The sequence below is a fragment of the Mycobacterium sp. HM-7 genome, from assembly GCF_053852335.1.
Genome location: NZ_CM132657.1, coordinates 2,314,111 through 2,333,934 on the forward strand (window position 1 = coordinate 2,314,111; position 19,824 = coordinate 2,333,934).

A 19,824-nucleotide genomic window follows, 5' to 3' on the forward strand; every position below is an offset into this window, starting at 1 on the left:
CAAAATGAGATCCGAGCACGCCTACCTCGTGGGGCTGCATCTATTCGGCAAGAAGGTCGTGGTCGTGGGCGCCGGCAGCGTCGCGCAGCGCCGGCTGCCGCTGCTGATCGCCAGTGGCGCCGACGTCCACGTCGTCGCGCCCGCCGCCACCCCGGTCGTCGAGGCGCTGGTCGACAACCCCGACGGCACCGGCATCACCCTGACGTCGCGGGAATTCCAGAACGACGATCTCGACGGCGCCTGGTACGTGCTCGCCGCGACCGACGACGAGGCCGTCAACGCGGCGGTGGCCGACGAGGCCGACCGTCGCCGCATCTTCTGCGTCCGCGCCGACGCCGGCCTGGAAGGTTCGGCGGTGACGCCCGCATCCTTCGAATACGACGGCCTGACCGTCGGCGTGCTGGCCGGCGGCGAGCACCGTCGCTCCGCGGCACTGCGCACCGCCATCCATGAGGCTCTGCAGCGCGGCGCGATCGGCGGCGTCGCCGAACCCGACAGCTACAGCGGGGTGGCGCTGGTCGGCGGTGGGCCGGGGGACCCCGAGCTGATCACCGTCCGCGGCCGCCGACTGCTGGCACATGCCGACGTGGTGGTGGCCGACCGGCTGGCGCCGCAGGACCTGCTCGCCGAACTCGGCCCGCACGTCGAGGTGATCGACGCCGCCAAGATTCCGTACGGCCGGGCGATGGCGCAGGACGCCATCAACGCCGTCCTGGTCGACCGGGCCAAGGAAGGCAAGTTCGTGGTCCGGCTCAAGGGCGGCGACCCGTTCGTCTTCGCGCGTGGTTATGAAGAGGTGCTGGCATGCGCCGAGGCGGGTATTCCGGTGACCGTCGTACCCGGTGTGACCAGCGCCATAGCGGTTCCGGCCCTGGCCGGCGTTCCCGTCACCCACCGCGCCGTGACGCACGAGTTCGTCGTGGTCAGCGGCCATGTCGCGCCGGGACACCCGGAATCGTTAGTGAATTGGGACGCACTGGCCGCGATGCGCGGCACGATTGTGCTGCTGATGGCCGTCGAGCGGATCGAGCTTTTCGCCAAGGTTCTGCTGCAAGGCGGCCGACCTGCGGAAACGCCGGTTCTGGTGGTCCAGCATGGGACGACGGCGGCGCAGCAGACGCTGCAGACCACGCTTGCCGACGCGCCGGAGGACATCCGTTCGGAGGGCATCCGACCGCCCGCGATCATCGTGATCGGGGACGTCGCGGCGTTCGCGGGGTTAAAGAAATCTTAAGATTACTGTAAGGTAGCTTTCCATGACGGCTCTCAACGACGCTGAGCGCACCGCCATGGCGAACAGCCGCCGCGAACCGCTCACGATGCACGTCGGCCAAACCTCGGACGAGCGAAAGAGCTGGTATCCAGCTTGGCTGCCGTCCCCCCGCTTCCTCTCCGCGGTCATCGCCATCGGTGGCATGCAGCTGCTGGCCACGATGGACAGCACGGTGGCGATCGTTGCCCTTCCTAAGATTCAGGACGAGCTCGGTCTTTCCGACGCCGGCCGCAGCTGGGTGATCACTGCTTATGTGCTGACCTTCGGTGGTCTGATGCTGCTCGGTGGCCGCCTCGGCGACACCATCGGCCGCAAGCGCACCTTCATCGTCGGTGTCGCACTCTTCACCATCGCTTCCATCCTGTGCGGTGTCGCCTGGGACGAGACGACCCTGGTCATCGCCCGACTGCTGCAGGGTGTCGGTTCGGCCATCGCCTCGCCGACCGGCCTGGCGCTCGTCGCCACCACCTTCCCGAAGGGACCGGCCCGTAACGCCGCGACCGCGATCTTCGCGGCCATGACCGGTGTCGGCTCGGTGATGGGCCTCGTGGTCGGTGGCGCGCTGACCGTCTTCTCGTGGCGCTACGCGTTCCTGGTGAACGTGCCGATCGGCCTCGTCATGATCTACCTGGCCCGCACCACCCTGACGGAGACCTCCCGCGAGCGCATGAAGCTCGACGCCGCCGGCGCGATTCTGGCGACCCTGGCCTGCACCGCCGCGGTGTTCGGCTTCTCGATGGGCCCGGAGAAGGGCTGGGCGTCCCCGCTGACGCTGGGCTCCGGTGCCGCGGCGGCCGTGCTGTTCCTGGCGTTCCTGTTTGTCGAGCGCAGCGCCGAGCACCCCGTCGTTCCGTTCAACCTGTTCCGCGACCGCAACCGCGTGGCCACCTTCGCCGCGGTCTTCCTGGCAGGCGGCGTGATGTTCACGCTGACCGTCCTGATCGGCCTGTACGTGCAGGACATCATGGGTTACAGCGCGCTGAAGGCCGGCATCGGCTTCATCCCGTTCGTCATCGCGCTCGGTATCGGGCTGGGCCTGTCGTCGCAGCTGGTGGCGATGTTCGCGCCGCGGGTGCTGGTGATCGCGGGTGGCATCCTGGTGCTCGCCGCGATGATCTACGGCTCGACGCTCAACGGTGGCATCCCGTACTTCCCGAACCTGGTCATCCCCATCACCGTCGGTGGTTTCGGTATCGGCATGATCGTGGTGCCGCTGACCGTCTCGGCCATCGCCGGCGTCGCGCTGAGCGACATCGGTCCGCTCTCGGCCATCGCGCTGATGCTGCAGAACCTCGGTGGCCCCGTGGTGCTGGCCGTCATCCAGGCCGTCATCACCTCGCGCACGCTGTACCTCGGCGGGACCACCGGCCCGGTCGCCAAGATGAACGCCGCGCAGCACACGGCCCTCGACCACGGGTACACCTACGGCCTGCTGTGGGTCGCCGCGGTGGCCGTCATCGTCGGTGTGGTGGCGCTGTTCATCACCTACACCGCCGACGAAGTCGCGGCGGCGCAGGACACCAAGGAAGCACTGGACGCCGGAGAACTGTAGCTCCAGCTCGACACTGTTTCCTGGAGGATCCGCGTGCCTTCGTTCGTCACCCATGCGTCGTTGACGCATGGGTGGCTGCCATTTCTGGTCCAGCTGCTGGCTTTCGTGACGCTGTGCTTCGCGATCGGACGACGGTCGCGGCAGTGGGGCTTCAGCCGGTTGCCGTGGGCGCTGGCGGTCGGCGTCGCGTGCGCCGCCGGCCTGTACTGGTACATCACCTCGCTCGGTATCGCCGGCGACCCCGCCCCGGTGCGGCTGTGGCTCTGGACGGCACTGGGCGGGTTCTCGGTTTCGGTCCTGGTCCTCGGCTGGCGTGGATCTCCTTGGCGGCGCCGGGGAATGGCCGTGCTGGCCGTGCCCCTGTGCGCGCTCTGCGCGCTGCTGATGATGAATCAGTGGGTCGGTTACTTCCCGACCGCGTACGTGGCGTGGCACAAGTTCACGGTCGGCAAGGTGCCGGACGAGGTCGACCGCTGGTCCGTCACGGCCATGCAGCTCAAAGGAGTTCGGCCGCCGCGTGGCGTGGTCGTGCCGGTTTCGACGGGTTCGAAGGAATCGGGCTTCGCGCACCGCGCCGAACTCGTCTATCTGCCACCGGCCTGGTTCGCCAGTAATCCGCCGCCGCAGCTGCCCACGATCATGATGATCGGCTCCCAGCTGAACACCCCGGCGGACTGGATCTGGGCCGGCAACGCCAAGGCCACCATCGACAAGTACGCCGCCGCGCACGACGGCAACGCCCCGGTGTTCGTGTTCGCCGACGCCACCGGCTCGTTCAACAACGACACCGAATGCGTCAACGGCAGCCATGGCAACGCGTCGACCCACCTGACCAAAGACGTGGTGCCGTACGTCGTCTCCAACTTCGGCGTCAGTCCCAAGCCGCAGAACTGGGGCATCGTCGGCTGGTCCATGGGCGGCACCTGCGCGGTGCAGCTCGCCACGCGCCACCCCAACCTGTTCAGTGCGTTCGTCGACATCGCCGGTGACCTGAGTCCGAACATCGGGAGCAAGGAGCAGACCATCGCCAAGCTCTACGGTGGGGACGAGAGCAAGTGGGCCGAGTTCGATCCGGGCACGGTGATGCGGCAGTACGGTCGCTACCACGGTCTCTCCGGTCTGTTCGAGATTCCGGGCACTGCCGCGGCCTGCAACGCGCCCGGCCCGGGCGTGCCGCGCGATGCGCGGGCCAACCCGGAGGGGCAGGACATCGCCGCGGGCACCTTGTGCGAGACAGCGCGGCAGCACGGCATCGACGCCGAGGTTCGGGCCCTGCTGGGCCTGCATGACTGGGGTTTCGCCAACGAGTCGTTCGCCGATTCACTGCCGTGGATCGCAGGCAAGCTGGCGACGCCAGGGGCCGAGACCGCGTCGAACCCATCTGGGACGGGCAGCCCCCGGAATCCGGGGAGCGCGGCGGCCAGTCCGCACGCCGCACCGAAGCTCTAGGCGGCCGTCAGCTTCGCCCGGTGGTCCGCACTCCAGGTTGCGCTGCTATTCATGGTGCATGACTGCATCCCGTGTCCGGACCATGAGTGTGGCGGTTGTGCTCGCCGCCACGGCGATCACGGGATGCCAACGTCCACCTGCACCGGGGCCCCAGGCCGGTGCGGTGACCGGCGCCCCGATACTCAACACCGTCACTGCTCGGCAACTTGTGAAAGACATGGGCGCCGCCGGCCTTGCCGTGGCGAACCCGCGGGACGTGGCCGAGCAGAAATGCCCTGACATCAGATGCATCGAGGCTGTCGAGACGGACACCGTGACCGTGCTGGTGTTCTCGACCACCGGTGCCGCCGAAGGCTACGCGGGGGCGACCCCGAGCACTTTCGAGGCCATGAACATCGTGCTGCAGTTCGGTCCGACGGTCACAGTGGCCGAGAAGGGCGCGTATGAGCAGGTGGTGAGCAAGGCGCTGCTCTGAGGGTGGCCGTCGGCGCCGCAGTGCTATGCATGAGGCATGACTCGTAGGGGGTGCGACGTGGTCGCGTGGGCCGAATCATGATGCTGCGCCAGGAGATTTCCGATGCGGTCAATCCGTTGGGGTGGCGCCTGGTACTCGGTGCGGTGTACGCCGAGGTGCCGACCTCCGGGCTGGGAAGTGCGGTGGCACTGGCTGCCGCGGTGGTCGAGGAGACCGGCCCGGAATCGCAGGGCCCGTTGACCATCGACGTGCGCGCCGACCGCCTCGTGCTGCGGCTGCGCTCGGCCGGCGGCGTCACCGAGCACGACATCGCGCTCGCTCGGCGCATCTCGGAATTGCTGGCCGCGCGCGGCGAAGCGACCAGACCCGGCCGGGTATCGGTGCAGGCCCTCGAGATCGCGATCGACGCCCTCGACATCCCCGCGGTGCGCCCGTTCTGGAAGGCCGTCACCGGCTACGTCGACGAGGCCGGGCCGTCGGACCTGAGCGGGGGACTGGTCGATCCGACCGGCCGCGGCCCGGCCGTCTGGTTCCAGCAGATGGATGCCCCACGGCCGCAACGCAATCGCATTCACCTCGACGTCGACGTGCCGCACGACGCGGCGCCCGCACGCATCGAGGCGGCGCTGGCCGCGGGCGGCGTGCTGCTCAGCGATCGGTCGGCACCCGCGTTCTGGGTGCTCGCGGACGTCGAAGGCAACGAGGTGTGTGTCTGCACCTGGCAGGGGCGCGATTAAGCTGGCCCCCCGTGATCACCCGCATGTCCGAGCTGTTCCTGCGCACCCTGCGCGACGACCCCGCCGATGCCGAAGTGCCGAGCCACAAGCTGCTGATCCGGGCCGGCTACGTTCGCCCGATCGCGCCCGGTCTGTACAGCTGGCTGCCGCTGGGCCTGAAGGTGCTGCGCAAGATCGAGGGCGTCGTCCGCAGCGAGATGAACGCCATCGGCGCCCAGGAGATTCTGTTCCCCGCGCTGCTGCCGCGCGCCCCCTATGAGACCACCGACCGTTGGACCGAGTACGGCGACAACCTGTTCCGGCTCCAGGACCGCCGCAAGAACGATTACCTACTCGGGCCGACCCACGAGGAGATGTTCACCCTGACGGTCAAGGGGGAGTACTCGTCGTACAAGGACTTCCCGCTGCGGCTGTACCAAATCCAGACCAAGTACCGCGACGAGGCGCGTCCCCGCGCCGGCATCCTGCGCGGCCGCGAGTTCATCATGAAGGACTCGTACTCGTTCGACATCGACGACAGTGGTCTCAAGGACGCCTACCACGCACACCGCGAGGCCTACCAGCGCATCTTCGACCAGCTGGCGGTCAAGTACGTCATCGTGTCCGCGGTGTCGGGCGCCATGGGCGGCAGTGCCTCCGAGGAGTTCCTGGCCGAGAGCGAGGTCGGCGAGGACACCTTCGTCCGCTGTCTGCAGTCCGGTTACGCGGCGAACGTCGAAGCCGTCGTCACCGCGGTGCCCGACTCCTTGCCGATCGAAGGCCAGCCCGAGGCCGTCGTCTACGACACCCCGGACGCGCCGACCATCGCGACCCTGGTGGACTGGGCGAACACGGCCGGTCTGGGCCGGGAGATCACCGCGGCCGACACGTTGAAGAACGTGCTGCTGAAGGTGCGCCAACCGGGCGGCGAGTGGGAGCTGCTGGGTATCGGGGTGCCGGGCGACCGCGAGATCGATGAGAAGCGCCTGGGCGCGGCCCTCGAGCCGGCGGAGTACGCACTGCTCGACGACGCCGACTTCGCCGCCAACCCGTTCCTCGTGAAGGGGTATGTGGGTCCGAAAGCATTGCTGGCCAACGGCATTCGATTCCTGGTCGACCCGAGGATCGTGGACGGTTCGTCGTGGATCACCGGCGCCGACGAACCCAACAAGCACATCGTCGGGATGGTGGCCGGCCGTGACTTCGTCGCCGACGGCACCATCGAGGCCGCTGACGTCCGCGACGGTGACCTGTCGCCCGACGGCGCCGGCCCGCTGGTGTCGGCGCGCGGCATCGAGATCGGGCACGTCTTCCAGCTGGGCCGCAAGTACACCGACGCCTTCAGTGCCGACGTGCTCGGCGAGAACGGCAAGCCGGTGCGGCTGACCATGGGCTCCTACGGCATCGGGGTGTCGCGCATGGTCGCGGTGATCGCCGAGCAGCACCACGACGAGTTCGGCCTGCGCTGGCCGAGTTCGGTCGCGCCGTTCGATGTGCACGTCGTCATCGCCAACAAGGACGCGGAAGCGCGCGCCGGCGCGACCGAGCTGGCCGGTGAGCTCGACCGGCTCGGCCTGGACGTGCTGCTCGATGACCGCACCTCGTCGCCGGGTGTGAAATTCAAAGACGCCGAATTGCTGGGCATGCCGTGGATCGTCGTGGTCGGTCGCGGCTGGGCCGACGGCACCGTCGAGCTGCGCAACCGGTTCACCGGCGAGAAGACCGAGGTACCGGTCGACGGCGCCGCGGCGGCGATCACGGCAGCGCTGGCGGGATAGCCCGCGCTACGCCGCGGGTTGCGGCCACCGGGTGGCTGCGATCCGCGGCGCTGATGCTGATGCGCTAGTCGGCGCCGCCGGGGAAAGCCACGACGGCCGGCGTCACGCCGAGGACGGTGCGCCACCGCGCGGCGAGTACCGCGCACTCGGTCAGCGCTTTGACGGCCAGAGCCCGGTCTTCCGTGGTGGTGGCCTGCTCGGCCACCGCGCGCCACGCGACGGCGGTGTCCTCTTCGGTTTGCAGCGCGAGCTTGGCCGCGTCGCCGGGATTGTTCGCGTCGATCGGGAGTTGGTAGCCCGCGGCGGGCAGCGGAGCCGGCACCGATCGTCCCGCCAGCGCGGTGATGCCGGCTTCGCGGTTCGCGCGGTGCTTGGCCATGGCCTCGGCCACCAGGTCGTTGACGTCGGGTGTGGTGTGCGCCGACACCAGGCCGTAGCTGTAGATGGTGCCGTGCTCGGCGGCGATCGCGTCGTACAGGGCAGCGTCGGCGGCGCTGCCCGGCCGTGTCGGGGTGGGTTGCGGGCTGGTCATGGCGCCTGCCCGGCGAGCGTGACGGTGTGTGCCGCGGTGCAGGCGGCGGCGATGGAGGCCAGCAGGCCGGCGCGATAACCGGACTGCCCGGCGGCGGCGCGGCCCGCGCTGTCGGCGGCCTGTTCGAGCGCCGCGACGACTTCCTGCGGTGTCGGGGGCGCGGGCGCCGGGGCGGCGCCAGGGGTGGCCGACGGGGTCGCGGTGGCCGACGTCTCGGTGGTGGACGACGGCGCCGCCGGCGGCGGGTTGCCCATCCGGGTCAGTTCGTCGGACAGCGCGCGGGCGTGCGCGTCCCGGAGTGCCGCGACGGACGTGAGCGCCGGTGCCAGCTGTGGCGGGACGCCGGTGGCGGCGGAAGTGGCCAGCTGACTGTCGCGGCGAGCGCGGTCGAGTTCGGCCGTCAGGATGTCCAGGGCGGGATCGCGCTCAGGTGCCGACCCGCAGGCCGATACCGCGCCGCCGAGCAACGCCAGTGCCGCCGTGCCCAGCAGGACACGCCGTCGGCTGACGGTGGTTTCGGTGTGCGGCACAGGCACATCCTGCCAGCCGCATCCGGCCCTGCCGACAGTGCCTTCCTGGCACCGCGGCGCCGGATGTTCTCCGGTGCCGCGATCGGGATTGCCATTCGGCCATGCGCTGCTGGCGTATCGTTGTTTCCGGGTTCACCCTTCTGGGGGCCCTGTCCGCACAACTCAAGATGAGGAGCTCGCCGTGGCCCGGGACACTCCGGAACGACCGCTGCCACCCAGTCGGTTACCGACCACAGGCCAGGTGCTTGAGCTGCTCAGCAGTGCTTTTGCGGATGCCGGATACGACATCGAGGATGTGCGGGTGGACGCCGCCGCGCGCCCGCCACGGATCGTCGTGGTGGCCGACGGCGACTCGGGTCTGGACCTGGATGCGGTCGCCGATCTGTCGCGCGTCGCAGCCGAGCTGCTGGACCAGGTGACCGCCGATTCCGAGCCGTATGTGCTGGAGGTCACCTCGCCCGGTGTCGAGCGGCCGTTGACCGCGGAGCGGCACTTCCGCCGCGCCCGTGGTCGCAAGGTCGCGCTCACCCTGGCCGACGGCACGTCGCTGACGGGCCGGTTGGGCGAGCACGACGGCAGCGCGATCCAGTTGGTCGTCGCCAACCGTGGGGTGCTGTCGGTGCGCACCGTCGCGCTCACGGATATTACGAAAGCTGTTGTACAGGTTGAATTTTCACCACCCAATCGCCGGGAACTAGAGCTGGCGGGTATGACCGGAGAGGGGGCCGACGGATGAACATCGACATGGCGGCACTACATGCCATCGAGGCAGACAAGGGAATCACCGTCGACGTCGTCGTCGACACCATCAAGACGGCGCTGCTGACGGCGTACCGCCACACCGAAGGGCACGAGCCCGACGCGTACATCGACATCGACCGCAAGTCGGGCATCGTGCGGGTGATCGCCCGCCAGACCGACACCGACGGGACCGTCATCCACGAGTGGGACGACACCCCCGAGGGTTTCGGCCGCATCGCCGCGACCACCGCGCGTCAGGTGATCCTGCAGCGGCTGCGCGACGCGGAGAACGAGAAGAACTACGGCGAGTTCGCGGCGCGCGAGGGTGACATCGTCGCCGGCGTGATCCAGCGCGACGCCCGGGCCAACGCCCGCGGTCTCGTGGTGGTGCGGGTCGGTACGGAGGCCAAGGGCTCCGAGGGTGTGATCCCGGCCGCCGAGCAGGTGCCGGGGGAGAGCTACGTGCACGGCGACCGCGTGCGCTGCTACGTCGTCGGGGTGACCCGTGGTGCCCGCGAGCCCGTCATCACGCTGTCGCGGACCCACCCGAACCTGGTGCGCAAGCTCTTCTCGCTGGAGGTCCCCGAGATCGCCGACGAGTCGGTCGAGATCGTCGCCGTGGCGCGTGAGGCCGGGCACCGATCCAAGATCGCCGTCGCGTCGCGGGTGCCGGGGCTGAACGCCAAGGGCGCCTGCATCGGACCGATGGGTCAGCGCGTGCGCAACGTGATGAGCGAGCTCTCGGGCGAGAAGATCGACATCATCGACTACGACGAGGACCCGGCGAAGTTCGTCGCCAACGCCCTGTCGCCGGCCAAGGTCGTATCAGTGACGGTGATCGACGAGGCGCAGCGCGCGGCGCGCGTCGTGGTGCCTGATTTTCAGCTGTCGCTGGCGATCGGGAAGGAGGGCCAGAACGCCCGCCTGGCGGCGCGGCTCACCGGTTGGCGCATCGACATCCGCAGCGATGCCGACGGTCAGGGCGCGTCGGCGGGCGGCCGGGAGGCCGAGGCCGGCGGCCGGTCGGCGGGCCATGGCGGCGCCCGCGACCGCTGACAGAAAACCCGCAGTTACCGGCGGCGTGTCGGGGCCGCGACCGCGATTGAAGTTCAAGGGCCCCGAGACGGTAGACTGCACTGTGATCCAGCACGAGACTCCGACAGCTCCGGTGCGTACCTGCATCGGCTGCCGGAAACGAGAGCTGGCCGTCGACTTGCTTCGAGTGGCAGCTGTACGCGACGGGGATGGTAAATGCGCCGTCTCGGTCGATTCAGCGGGTAACCTGCCGGGTCGGGGTGCGTGGTTGCACCCGGTTCAGCAGTGCCTCGACGCGGCAGTTCGGCGGCGCGCATTCGCCCGAGCGTTGCGCATCACCGGTTCGCCGGACACCTCTGAGGTGGAAGAGTTCTTCAGTGCCTTATCCGCCTGAGGGACCCCGAACACCACAGCAACAGAACAGGTAGCGAAGAACATGAGCACACCGTGAAGTCCCGATGACCATGCGTCATAGCTAAACCGAGGCGCGGCCTACCCACCGCTGACGCCTCACGATGAGGAGAGAAGTGGCAGCAGGTAAGGCACGCGTACACGAGTTGGCCAAAGAACTCGGTGTGACCAGCAAGGAAGTACTCGCCCGGCTGAGTGAACAGGGCGAATTCGTCAAATCTGCGTCTTCGACTGTGGAGGCGCCCGTCGCACGCCGTTTGCGTGAGGCGTTCGGCGGCGGCAAGCCCGCCAAGTCCGAAGCACCGGCCGCCCCCGCGGCGGCCAGGCCGTCCGGTGGCCCGAAGCCCGGTGCCCCGAAGCCGGCACCCGTGGCAGCGGCACCCGCCGCGCCCGCCGCACCGGCGGCTCCCGCCGCGGCTGCGGCCCCGGCACCCGCACCGGCAGGCCCGGCCGCGGACGGACCCAAGCCGGGCGCACCCCGGCCCCAGGTTCCGAGTGCGCCCGCAGCTCCGGCTGCTCCCGCGGCGCCCGCCGCTTCGGCAGCTCCCGCCGCATCGGCGGCTCCGGCCCAGCCGCGTCCGGCCACCCCGGGTGCGACCCCGGGTCCGCGACCTGGCGCACCCAAGCCGGCTCCGCGGGCTCCCCGCGTCGGCAACAACCCCTTCTCGTCTCAGCAGCCGGTCGAGCGCCCAGCCCCGCGTCCGGCTCCCGGTCCCGGCGGCCCGCGTCCGGGTCCCGGCGCCGGTGGGCCCCGTCCAGGCGGTGGCCCGCGTCCCGGTGTCACGCCGGGCAACATGCCCCCGCGTCCGCCGGGTGCCCGTCCGGGTGCCGTCGGTCGTCCGGGTGGTCCGCGTCCCGGTGGTGGTCCGCGTCCCGGTGGTGCCGGTGGCGGCGCTCGTCCCGGTGGTGCCGGTGGCGGCGGTAACTACCGCGGCGGTGGCGCCGGCGGTGGCGCAGGTGCCGGTGCCGGTGCCGGCGGTGGCTTCCGGGGTCGCCCCGGTGGCGGTGGCGCTCCCGGTGGCGGTGGCCCCGGTGGCGGCGGCGGTCGTCCCGGTCAGCGCGGCGGTGCCGCGGGTGCCTTCGGGCGTCCCGGTGGCGCGCCCCGTCGTGGCCGTAAGTCGAAGCGCGCGAAACGCGCCGAATACGAGAACATGCAGGCCCCGATCGTCGGTGGCGTGCGGTTGCCGCACGGCAACGGCGAGGTCATCCGCCTCGCCCGTGGCGCGTCGCTGAGCGACTTCGCCGAGAAGATCAACGCCAACCCGGCTTCGCTGGTGCAGGCGCTGTTCAACCTGGGCGAGATGGTCACCGCCACCCAGTCGGTGGGCGATGAGACCCTCGAGCTGCTGGGCGGCGAGATGAACTACGTCGTGCAGGTTGTGTCCCCGGAGGACGAGGACCGCGAGCTGCTCGAGTCGTTCGACCTCACCTACGGCGAGGACGCCGGCGACGAGGACGACCTGGCCAGCCGGCCGCCGGTGGTCACCGTCATGGGCCACGTCGACCACGGTAAGACCCGACTGCTCGACACGATCCGCAAGGCGAACGTCCGCGAGGGCGAAGCCGGTGGCATCACCCAGCACATCGGCGCCTACCAGGTGCTGACCGAGCTGGACGGCAACGAGCGTCTGGTGACGTTCATCGACACCCCGGGTCACGAGGCGTTCACCGCCATGCGTGCCCGTGGTGCCAAGGCCACCGACATCGCGATCCTGGTGGTCGCCGCCGACGACGGCGTCATGCCGCAGACGGTGGAAGCCATCAACCACGCTCAGGCTGCTGACGTGCCGATCGTGGTGGCGGTCAACAAGATCGACAAGGAAGGCGCGGATCCGCAGAAGATCCGGGCGCAGCTGACCGAGTACAACCTGGTGGCCGAGGAGTACGGCGGCGACACCATGTTCGTGGACATCTCGGCCAAGCAGGGCACCAACATCGACGCGCTGCTCGAAGCAGTGCTGTTGACGGCGGATGCCTCGCTCGACCTGCGGGCCAACCCCGACATGGAGGCCCAGGGTGTGGCCATCGAGGCACACCTGGACCGCGGTCGCGGCCCCGTGGCCACCGTGCTCATCCAGCGCGGCACGCTCCGGGTCGGCGACTCGATCGTGGCGGGCGACGCCTACGGCCGCGTCCGTCGCATGGTCGACGAGCACGGCGAGGACGTCCACGACGCTCTGCCGTCGCGGCCGGTTCAGGTCATCGGCTTCACGTCGGTGCCGGGTGCCGGTGACAACCTGCTGGTCGTCGACGAGGACCGCATCGCCCGGCAGATCGCCGACCGGCGCAGCGCGCGCAAGCGCAACGCGCTGGCCGCACGCTCGCGCAAGCGCATCAGCCTGGAAGACCTGGATTCGGCGCTGAAGGAAACCAGCCAGCTGAACCTGATCCTCAAGGGCGACAACTCGGGCACCGTCGAGGCGCTCGAGGAGGCCTTGATGGGCATCCAGATCGACGACGAGGTGGAACTGCGCGTCATCGACCGCGGTGTCGGTGGTGTCACCGAGACCAACGTCAACCTGGCTTCGGCCTCGGACGCCATCATCATCGGCTTCAACGTCCGTGCCGAGGGCAAGGCGACCGAGCTGGCGAACCGCGAGGGTGTCGAGATTCGGTACTACTCGGTGATCTACCAGGCCATCGACGAGATCGAGAGCGCGCTCAAGGGCATGCTCAAGCCGGTCTACGAGGAGAAGGAACTCGGCCGCGCCGAGATCCGCGCCATCTTCCGGTCGTCGAAGATCGGCAACATCGCTGGTTGCCTCGTGCAGTCGGGCCTCATGCGGCGTAATGCCAAGGCCCGCCTGCTGCGAGACAACGTCGTGGTCGCCGAGAGCGTCACCATCTCATCGCTGAAGCGCGAGAAGGACGATGCCACCGAGGTGCGCGAAGGTTACGAGTGCGGTCTGACGCTCACGTACAACGACATCAAGGAAGGCGACGTCATCGAGGCGTACGAACTCGTCGAGAAGGCTCGTACGTAGGTGGCAGATCCAGCACGGGCCAAGCGATTGGCCAAGCGAATCTCGACGATCGTCGCTTCGGCGATCGAGTACGAGATCAAGGATCCGCGGCTCGACGGCGTGACGATCACCGATGCCAAGATGACCGGTGATCTGCACGACGCCACGCTGTACTACACGGTCATCGGGACCAGCCTCGACGAGGAGCCGGACTATGCCGGCGTCGCGGCTGCCCTCGACAAGGCCAAGGGTGCGTTGCGCACGAGAGTCGGTGCGGGAACCGGGGTCCGGTTCACCCCGACGCTGACTTTCGTGCGTGACACCGTGCCCGACGCAGCTCTGAAAATGGAGGAGCTGCTGGCCCGGGCTCGTGCCGCTGACGAGGATGTGGCCCGGATCCGCGAGGGCGCCACGCACGCAGGTGACGCCGATCCGTACCGTGTGGTGGGGGACAGCGATTCCGAGGATGCAGGTGACCGCGATCGAACCGACGACTGAGATCCGGCCGCAGGGCGCGCGGGTTGATGCGCGCGGTGCGGCTGATCTGCTCGGTGCGGTCGACAGCGTCAGCGTGGTTGCCCACGTATACCCCGACGCCGACACCATCGGAGCGGGCCTGGCGCTCGCGTTGGTCCTCAGCGAATCCGGCAAGGATGTGCAGGTCGGCTTTGCCGCGCCCGCGACCGTGCCGGACTCGCTGCAGACCCTGCCCGGCGGGCATCTGCTGGTGCCCCCGGACCAGATGCGTCCCGACGCGGATCTCGTCGTCACCGTCGACATCCCGAGTGTGAACCGGCTGGGGTCGCTGGCGAAGCTGGCCGACCCCGGGCGCCAGGTGCTGGTGATCGATCACCACGCGTCGAACCGGCTGTTCGGCACCGCGAATTACGTTGACCCGTCCGCGGATTCGACGACCATGCTGGTGGCCGAGCTGCTCGACGCCTGGGGCAAGCCCATCGAGTTGCCGGTGGCGCACTGCCTGTACGCCGGGCTGACCACCGATACGGGGTCGTTCCGGTGGGCGAGCTCGCGGGCGTACCGGCTGGCTGCTCGGCTGCTGGACATCGGCGTCGACAACGGCGCGGTGAGCCGTGCGCTGTTCGACACCCATCCGTACTCGTGGCTGCCCATGCTGTCCCGGGTGCTGTCGACGGCGTCGCTCGTGCCCGACGCTGCCGGCGGCAAGGGACTGGTGTATGCCATTGTGCCGCACCAGGAATACGCGGTCGCGCGGCCCGAAGAGGTCGAGAGCATCGTCGACATCGTCCGGACCACGTCCGAGGCCGAGGTGGCCGCGGTGTTCAAAGAGATCGAGCCCGGCGGCTGGTCGGTGTCCCTGCGTGCCAAGACCGAGGTCGACGTCTCGGTGCTGGCCAGTACGTTCGGCGGCGGCGGTCACCGGTTCGCGGCGGGCTACTCACCGACCGGAACCGCCGACGACGTCGTCACGGCCCTCATCGCCGCGCTGAGTTAGTGCTGTCCCCTTTCCCGCGAGCGGCCGTGTTTGTACATCGACACGCCGTATTCAGCGTGCAGTTCGGGGCCGTTCGTCGCCGACGAGAGTGCGCATCATGACCACCGCGGTCACCGGTCGCCGCATCGCGGGATTGGCGTTCCCGGCGCTCGGCGTGCTCGCGGCCGAACCCATCTACCTCCTATTGGACACCGCGGTCGTCGGCCGGTTGGGGGCGTTGCCGTTGGCCGGTCTGGCCGTCGGCGGATTGATCCTGAGCCTGGTCGGCTCGCAGTTGACGTTCCTGTCCTACGGCACCACGTCGCGGTCGGCCCGGAGCTTCGGCGCGGGCGACCGGGCCGGTGCGGTCGGAGAAGGGGTGCAGGCCACCTGGCTGGCGCTGGCCCTCGGTCTGCTGATCGTATTCGTGGTGCAGGCGTGCGCGCCGATCTTGTTGAACGCCATCGCCGGCTCCGGCGGCGGTATCGCCGAGACGGCATTGCCCTGGCTGCGTGTCGCGGTCCTGGCGGTACCGGCGATCCTGATGTCGATGGCCGGTAACGGCTGGCTGCGCGGCGTGCAGGACACGGCGCGGCCGTTGCGGTATGTGCTTGTCGGCGTTGGTATTTCGGCGGTACTGTGCCCGCTGTTGGTATTCGGCTGGCTCGGATTGCCACGGCTGGGCCTCACGGGCTCGGCGGTGGCGAACCTCGTGGGGCAGTGGATTGCCGCGGCGCTGTTCGGGTATGCGCTGCTCTCCGAACGGGTTTCGCTGCGGCTCCGGCCCGACGTGCTGCGTGCGCAACTGGCCATGGGGCGCGATCTGGTACTGCGCTCCCTGGCCTTCCAGGTGTGTTTCCTGTCCGCCGGCGCGGTCGCAGCCCGGTTCGGTGCGGCCGCCGTCGCCGCGCACCAGGTGGTGCTGCAGCTGTGGAACTTCCTTGCGCTGGTGCTGGATTCGCTGGCCATCGCGGCGCAGTCGCTGGTCGGCGCGGCTCTCGGAGCGGGGGAGCCGGCGCATGCCAAGACGGTGGCGCGGCGGGTGACGGTCTATTCGGCCGCCGCGGCGATGGTGCTGGCCGCCGTGTTCGCGCTGGGCTCCGGCGTGCTGCCGGCAGTGTTCACCGCCGACCATGTGGTGCGGGGGCAGATCGGCATCCCGTGGTGGTTCATGGTGGCCCAACTGCCCATCGCCGGAATCGTTTTCGCGCTCGACGGGGTGCTGTTGGGCGCCGGCGACGCGAAGTTCATGCGCAACGCCACGCTCATCAGCGGGCTCGTCGGTTTCCTGCCGCTGATCTGGTTGTCGCTTGCGTTCGGCTGGGGCCTCGCCGGAATCTGGTCCGGGCTGAGCACATTCTTGGTGCTGCGCCTCGTCTTCGTCGGCTGGCGTGCGCTGTCCGGCCGCTGGCTCAACTAGGCGATGCAGGTGTGGCATGTCCGCGTCTCTGTGCAAGAACGTCCCGCTCGCGGCTGGCGAGCGGGACGTTTTTGCACGCCATTAGCGGCGTGTCGGTGTACAAACACGGCCGCTCGCGGCAGGGGAGCTAGTGGTCAGACCTGGGTGCGGCCGCGCTGCATGACGGCGTCCCGGTTGGCGGCGATGTCGTTGCCGCTCGAGGCATCCATCCACTGCCGGGCCGACGCCGCTTCGATCCACAGGCCGGCGTCAGTCTGAGAGCCGTCGATCTTGTGGTACGAGTCCAGCAGCGCTCGCACGGCGTTCTGGTTGTTGCCGACGATCGAGGCCGCGACGCGGCGCGCGGCCGGGAGCAGTTCGTCGTGCGGCACCACCTCGGTGACCAGTCCGGCGCGCAGCGCCTCGGCCGCGGACAGGTAATCGCCGGTCAGGCTCATGCGGCGGGCCAGCCCGATACCGGCCTTCTGCGGCAGCCGCACACTCAGGCCCCAGGTCGGCAGTAGTCCGACCCGCGCGTGGGTGTCGGCGAACTTCGCATTCTCCGAGGCGATCAGGATGTCGCAGTACAGCGCCAGCTCCAGGCCGCCGGTGACGGCCGCGCCGTTGATGGCGCCGATGACGGGTTTGGTCATGTTCGGCCACTTCGGCGAGATGTCCGGCAGATCAGCGCCCTCGCCGAGCTCTTTGAGGTCGAGGCCGGCGCAGAACACCGGGTCGGCGCCCGTCAGGATCACCACGTCGACATCCGGATCGGCCTCGGCCTGGCGCAGCGCGCCGTAGAACGCATCACGGAGCTCGTAGGACAGCGCGTTCCGGGACTTGGGCCGGTTCAGCGTCAGGGTGCGTACCCGGTCGGTGGTGTCGATCAGTAGAACGTCGGTCACGTTGGCTCCTTGCTTGGCGGTCACCCACCGACACCGTAACTTGCGGCCCGGGGGCGCCTATCGTGGAGGCCATGTGCCGCAACATCACCGAACTGCGTGGCCTGGAACCGGCCGCCACGGCCGAGGAGATCGAGGCCGCCGCGCGTCAGTACATCCGTAAGGTCAGCGGGCTCACCCGTCCCACCGCCGCCAGCGTCGACGCCTTCGAAGCCGCGGTCGCCGAGGTCACTGCCGTCACCGAAAGACTGCTGGACCAGCTGCCGGCCCGTCGGCAACCACCGAAGACGGTGCCGCCGCTGCGCCGGCCCGAGGTGCAGGCGCGGTTGGCCGCCAAGTGAATTTGCCCGCGCTCAAGGAGTGGGGCGCGGCGGTACAGGCCCTGCTCGACGGCCGCCAGACGGTGCTGCTGCGTAAGGGCGGCATCGGGGAGAAGCGGTTCGAACTTTCGGCGCCGGAGTTCGTGTTCTTCCCGACGGTCGAGCACAGCCACGCGCCACGGGTCCGGCCCGAATTCGGCGATCTGTTGGAGAAGGCCGCGGGGGACAGCACCGACACCGAGGTGGTTCTGCGTGGCGGCGCGAAAGTCGTTGCCGCCGTGGCAGTTGAGCGCCCGGAAGAGCTGGATGCCATCGCCGATCTGCACATCTGGACCGCCGAATCCGTGCAGAGCGACCGGCTGGACTTCCGACCCCGGCATCGGCTGACGGTTCTGGTGGTGCAGGCGAAACCACTCGTGGCACCGGTGCGGTTGCCACGCACTCCGGCCTACGCAGGCTGCCGCAGTTGGGTGGACCTGCCGGTCACGCCCGAGTGGCGCCCGCCGGTGTACGACGACGCAGCGCTGGCCGCCATCGCCCAGCGCGTGCGCGACTCAGTCGGCTGACGGCGTCACCGCCGGCAGCAGCAGCCGGGACACCCCGCCCGTGCCGTGATGGATCGTGTGCGTGGCCGGCACCATCCGCTCGCCCGAGACGACGGGCTCGCCGGTGCCGAGATTGCGGTCATACCTCGGGTGGCAGCCGCCCGCGACGATCACCCGCAGCCGGGACCTGGCCGCGATCCGGTGCGCGACGGCGTCGAGTTCCAGGCGCACGGTCTCGGGTCCGTCGGAAGGCGTTGTGAGCCTGCGGAATCCGTCGCTGATGTTGCGGGACTTGCCCTTTGCATCGACGACGCTGAGCCGCACGAAGATGTCCCGGTATCGGTTGTCGCAGGACTGAGCCAGCTCGATCACCGGGTTGCCGACGAGGTACAGGTCGTCGACGAGCGGCTCTCCGGTGAAGTCGACGACGTCGGGCCGCCGGCTGAGCGCGGAGTCCTCCTGGTAGCCCGCAGCCGACGACAGCAGCCGACCGCCCAACGTGGGCGTCGGCGTGGCCGGATCGAAGGTGAACCGCGACGGCGGTGCCGTGTCGGCGGGCGCGGTGGCGCCGAGCCGGTGTGCGGGCTGCAGGTACAGCTCGAGTTCGGTGGCGGCCGGTGGCCAGTCCGGCATCGCCAGCCAGCCCTGCCCGTTGACCTCGACGCGCACCGCGGGCCGCTCGGGTGCTGGCGTGTTCTCGACGAGATGCGTGTCGAGCCAGGCCAGTGATTCACGCAGCACTGTGGCGCCGCCGCGGGTCATCACCTGAGTGTGGGTCCACGAGCCGATGGTTACCGCTGTCGGCACGCCGCGTGACTTCAGGCGCTGAAACTGCGTCAGGGTTTGTTCCAGGAACAGGTCCTGCCACCCGCCGACGAGCAGTACCGGCACGTCGACCTTGTCGAGCATGTCGCTGAACGCCATCTTCTCCCAGAACGGGTCGGTGCCCTCGGGATGGCTCAGCCACGATTCGTACCAGGGCGCCCCGGATCCGAGCAGCCGACGTGCGGCGGTCCCCGCGGGCGCCTGCGCGTGGGTACGGGCGACCAGGCGCGGTGCCAGGAACCGCCGGGCCAGCACGGCCAGCGGCGGATCTTCCTGGTGTGCCATCATGTCGCTCCAGCCCAGGAAGTTGTCGAGCGTGAATGCGCCGGTACCCCATGTTGATTCGGCGAAGTCGTGCGGGCCGACCATGATGATCGCGGCCTTCAGCTCGGGCGGGGGATCGGTGAGCAGCGCCCACTGGGTGAAGCCCAGGTACGACAACCCGATCGTCGCGAACGATCCGGTGAACCACGGCTGGTCGCGTAGCCAGGCGACGGTGTCCGCGGCGTCGGCGATCTCGTTGACCATGGGTTCGAAGTCGCCGCCGGAGCCGAACGTGCCGCGCACGCTCTGCAGCAGTACGTGATAGCCGCGGCGCGCGTACACCGCGCCGAATACGGGGCCGAACGGGAAGCCGCGACCGTAGGGGCAGCGGACGAGCAGCGTGCCCTTGGCGGCTCCGGTGGGAGCGTAGTGGCTGCCGACCAGTTCGACGCCGTCGCGCATCGGGGTGGTGACGCGGCTGACGGTGTAGTCCGTCGTGGGAGGCGGGACGTCGAGGATGCGGCTGGCGAGTTGAGCGCCGTAACGGGTGATTCGGGAACTCACCATTCGAACCGTACCGATTTGTCCGGGCTGCCGCCTGCGCAAGTGGCCGCCCTCGGTGTGAACAAACGCGGACCTATCTCGAATCATGGCGGCTGTC

At 69.4% G+C, this 19,824-nt stretch carries 19 protein-coding genes; 15 read left to right on the top strand and 4 right to left on the bottom strand.

The features are described from left to right. Positions 1–4 precede the first annotated feature (4 nt). The 6 genes from cobA (at position 5) to ACWW1C_RS11135 (ending at position 7,243) form a co-directional block, all read left to right on the top strand. Positions 5–1,234: a uroporphyrinogen-III C-methyltransferase gene (gene cobA, locus ACWW1C_RS11110; protein ID WP_455983482.1), complete on the top strand. Its 1,230-nt coding sequence runs from the start codon at positions 5–7 to the stop codon at positions 1,232–1,234. A gap of 55 nt (positions 1,235–1,289) precedes the next feature. Then, a complete protein-coding gene (locus ACWW1C_RS11115) occupies positions 1,290–2,825 on the top strand; it encodes an MFS transporter (RefSeq protein ID WP_455984233.1) in 1,536 nt (511 codons plus the stop codon). A 33-nt stretch (positions 2,826–2,858) separates the two neighbouring features. After that, a complete protein-coding gene (locus ACWW1C_RS11120) occupies positions 2,859–4,274 on the top strand; it encodes an alpha/beta hydrolase (RefSeq protein WP_455983483.1) in 1,416 nt (471 codons plus the stop codon). Positions 4,275–4,332: 58 nt separating this feature from the next. Beyond that, the gene (locus ACWW1C_RS11125; RefSeq protein ID WP_455983484.1) at positions 4,333–4,749 is read left to right on the top strand and encodes a hypothetical protein; all 417 of its coding nucleotides are present in this window, start codon (positions 4,333–4,335) and stop codon (positions 4,747–4,749) included. An 80-nt stretch (positions 4,750–4,829) separates the two neighbouring features. Continuing rightward, a complete protein-coding gene (locus ACWW1C_RS11130) occupies positions 4,830–5,486 on the top strand; it encodes a VOC family protein (RefSeq protein WP_455984234.1) in 657 nt (218 codons plus the stop codon). A gap of 11 nt (positions 5,487–5,497) precedes the next feature. Then, positions 5,498–7,243: a proline--tRNA ligase gene (locus ACWW1C_RS11135; protein WP_455983485.1), complete on the top strand. Its 1,746-nt coding sequence runs from the start codon at positions 5,498–5,500 to the stop codon at positions 7,241–7,243. A 64-nt stretch (positions 7,244–7,307) separates the two neighbouring features. On the opposite strand, the gene ACWW1C_RS11140 is transcribed toward ACWW1C_RS11135, so the two are convergent. Both ACWW1C_RS11140 and ACWW1C_RS11145 read right to left on the bottom strand, forming a co-directional pair. Further along, positions 7,308–7,775 (bottom strand): ferritin-like domain-containing protein, encoded by a 468-nt coding sequence (locus tag ACWW1C_RS11140; RefSeq protein WP_455983486.1) that lies wholly within the window; start codon positions 7,773–7,775, stop codon positions 7,308–7,310. Continuing rightward, positions 7,772–8,305 carry a hypothetical protein gene (locus ACWW1C_RS11145; protein WP_455983487.1) on the bottom strand — a complete coding sequence of 178 codons (534 nt, stop codon included), beginning with the start codon at positions 8,303–8,305 and terminating at the stop codon, positions 7,772–7,774. Before ACWW1C_RS11145 ends, ACWW1C_RS11140 begins: the two co-directional genes overlap by 4 nt. Before the next feature lie 181 nt (positions 8,306–8,486). On the opposite strand from ACWW1C_RS11145, the gene rimP reads away from it, so the two are divergent. From rimP to ACWW1C_RS11180, 7 genes are all read left to right on the top strand, one after another. After that, a complete protein-coding gene (gene rimP / locus ACWW1C_RS11150) occupies positions 8,487–9,041 on the top strand; it encodes a ribosome maturation factor RimP (RefSeq protein WP_455983488.1) in 555 nt (184 codons plus the stop codon). Then, a complete protein-coding gene (gene nusA / locus ACWW1C_RS11155; RefSeq protein ID WP_455983489.1) occupies positions 9,038–10,102 on the top strand; it encodes a transcription termination factor NusA in 1,065 nt (354 codons plus the stop codon). Before rimP ends, nusA begins: the two co-directional genes overlap by 4 nt. Beyond that, positions 10,080–10,475: a YlxR family protein gene (locus ACWW1C_RS11160; RefSeq protein WP_455983490.1), complete on the top strand. Its 396-nt coding sequence runs from the start codon at positions 10,080–10,082 to the stop codon at positions 10,473–10,475. The genes nusA and ACWW1C_RS11160 overlap by 23 nt, the downstream gene beginning before the upstream one ends. Before the next feature lie 133 nt (positions 10,476–10,608). After that, positions 10,609–13,476: a translation initiation factor IF-2 gene (infB, locus tag ACWW1C_RS11165; RefSeq protein ID WP_455983491.1), complete on the top strand. Its 2,868-nt coding sequence runs from the start codon at positions 10,609–10,611 to the stop codon at positions 13,474–13,476. Then, complete coding sequence (gene rbfA / locus ACWW1C_RS11170) at positions 13,477–13,953, top strand: 30S ribosome-binding factor RbfA (RefSeq protein WP_455983492.1); 477 nt, start codon at positions 13,477–13,479, stop codon at positions 13,951–13,953. Then, positions 13,922–14,929, top strand: coding sequence for a DHH family phosphoesterase (locus ACWW1C_RS11175; protein WP_455983493.1), 1,008 nt, complete (start codon positions 13,922–13,924; stop codon positions 14,927–14,929). The genes rbfA and ACWW1C_RS11175 overlap by 32 nt, the downstream gene beginning before the upstream one ends. 97 nt (positions 14,930–15,026) lie before the next feature. Then, the gene (locus ACWW1C_RS11180; RefSeq protein ID WP_455983494.1) at positions 15,027–16,328 is read left to right on the top strand and encodes an MATE family efflux transporter; all 1,302 of its coding nucleotides are present in this window, start codon (positions 15,027–15,029) and stop codon (positions 16,326–16,328) included. A 134-nt stretch (positions 16,329–16,462) separates the two neighbouring features. Here the strand turns inward: ACWW1C_RS11180 and ACWW1C_RS11185 are convergent, their stop codons facing one another. Further along, entirely contained in the window at positions 16,463–17,212 is a 750-nt protein-coding gene (locus tag ACWW1C_RS11185; RefSeq protein ID WP_455983495.1) for an enoyl-CoA hydratase, read from the bottom strand. 71 nt (positions 17,213–17,283) lie between these two features. On the opposite strand from ACWW1C_RS11185, the gene ACWW1C_RS11190 reads away from it, so the two are divergent. Both ACWW1C_RS11190 and ACWW1C_RS11195 read left to right on the top strand, forming a co-directional pair. Then, entirely contained in the window at positions 17,284–17,550 is a 267-nt protein-coding gene (locus ACWW1C_RS11190) for a DUF2277 domain-containing protein (RefSeq protein WP_455983496.1), read from the top strand. Then, entirely contained in the window at positions 17,547–18,095 is a 549-nt protein-coding gene (locus ACWW1C_RS11195) for a DUF1802 family protein (protein ID WP_455983497.1), read from the top strand. The genes ACWW1C_RS11190 and ACWW1C_RS11195 overlap by 4 nt, the downstream gene beginning before the upstream one ends. Here ACWW1C_RS11195 and ACWW1C_RS11200 read toward each other — a convergent pair. Continuing rightward, complete coding sequence (locus tag ACWW1C_RS11200) at positions 18,084–19,730, bottom strand: CocE/NonD family hydrolase (protein WP_455983498.1); 1,647 nt, start codon at positions 19,728–19,730, stop codon at positions 18,084–18,086. The genes ACWW1C_RS11195 and ACWW1C_RS11200 overlap by 12 nt on opposite strands. Positions 19,731–19,824 lie beyond the last annotated feature (94 nt).

Excerpts from the sequence above, each read along its gene's own strand:
- ACWW1C_RS11130 (WP_455984234.1), top strand. The coding sequence starts at position 4,830 with ATGCTGCGCCAGGAGATTTCCGATGCGGTCAATCCGTTGGGGTGGCGC.
- nusA (WP_455983489.1), top strand. The coding sequence starts at position 9,038 with ATGAACATCGACATGGCGGCACTACATGCCATCGAGGCAGACAAGGGA.
- ACWW1C_RS11180 (WP_455983494.1), top strand. The coding sequence starts at position 15,027 with ATGACCACCGCGGTCACCGGTCGCCGCATCGCGGGATTGGCGTTCCCG.
- cobA (WP_455983482.1), top strand. The coding sequence starts at position 5 with ATGAGATCCGAGCACGCCTACCTCGTGGGGCTGCATCTATTCGGCAAG.
- ACWW1C_RS11140 (WP_455983486.1), bottom strand. The coding sequence starts at position 7,775 with ATGACCAGCCCGCAACCCACCCCGACACGGCCGGGCAGCGCCGCCGAC.
- ACWW1C_RS11190 (WP_455983496.1), top strand. The coding sequence starts at position 17,284 with ATGTGCCGCAACATCACCGAACTGCGTGGCCTGGAACCGGCCGCCACG.
- ACWW1C_RS11175 (WP_455983493.1), top strand. The coding sequence starts at position 13,922 with ATGCAGGTGACCGCGATCGAACCGACGACTGAGATCCGGCCGCAGGGC.
- ACWW1C_RS11125 (WP_455983484.1), top strand. The coding sequence starts at position 4,333 with ATGACTGCATCCCGTGTCCGGACCATGAGTGTGGCGGTTGTGCTCGCC.
- ACWW1C_RS11115 (WP_455984233.1), top strand. The coding sequence starts at position 1,290 with ATGGCGAACAGCCGCCGCGAACCGCTCACGATGCACGTCGGCCAAACC.
- ACWW1C_RS11160 (WP_455983490.1), top strand. The coding sequence starts at position 10,080 with ATGGCGGCGCCCGCGACCGCTGACAGAAAACCCGCAGTTACCGGCGGC.
- ACWW1C_RS11200 (WP_455983498.1), bottom strand. The coding sequence starts at position 19,730 with ATGGTGAGTTCCCGAATCACCCGTTACGGCGCTCAACTCGCCAGCCGC.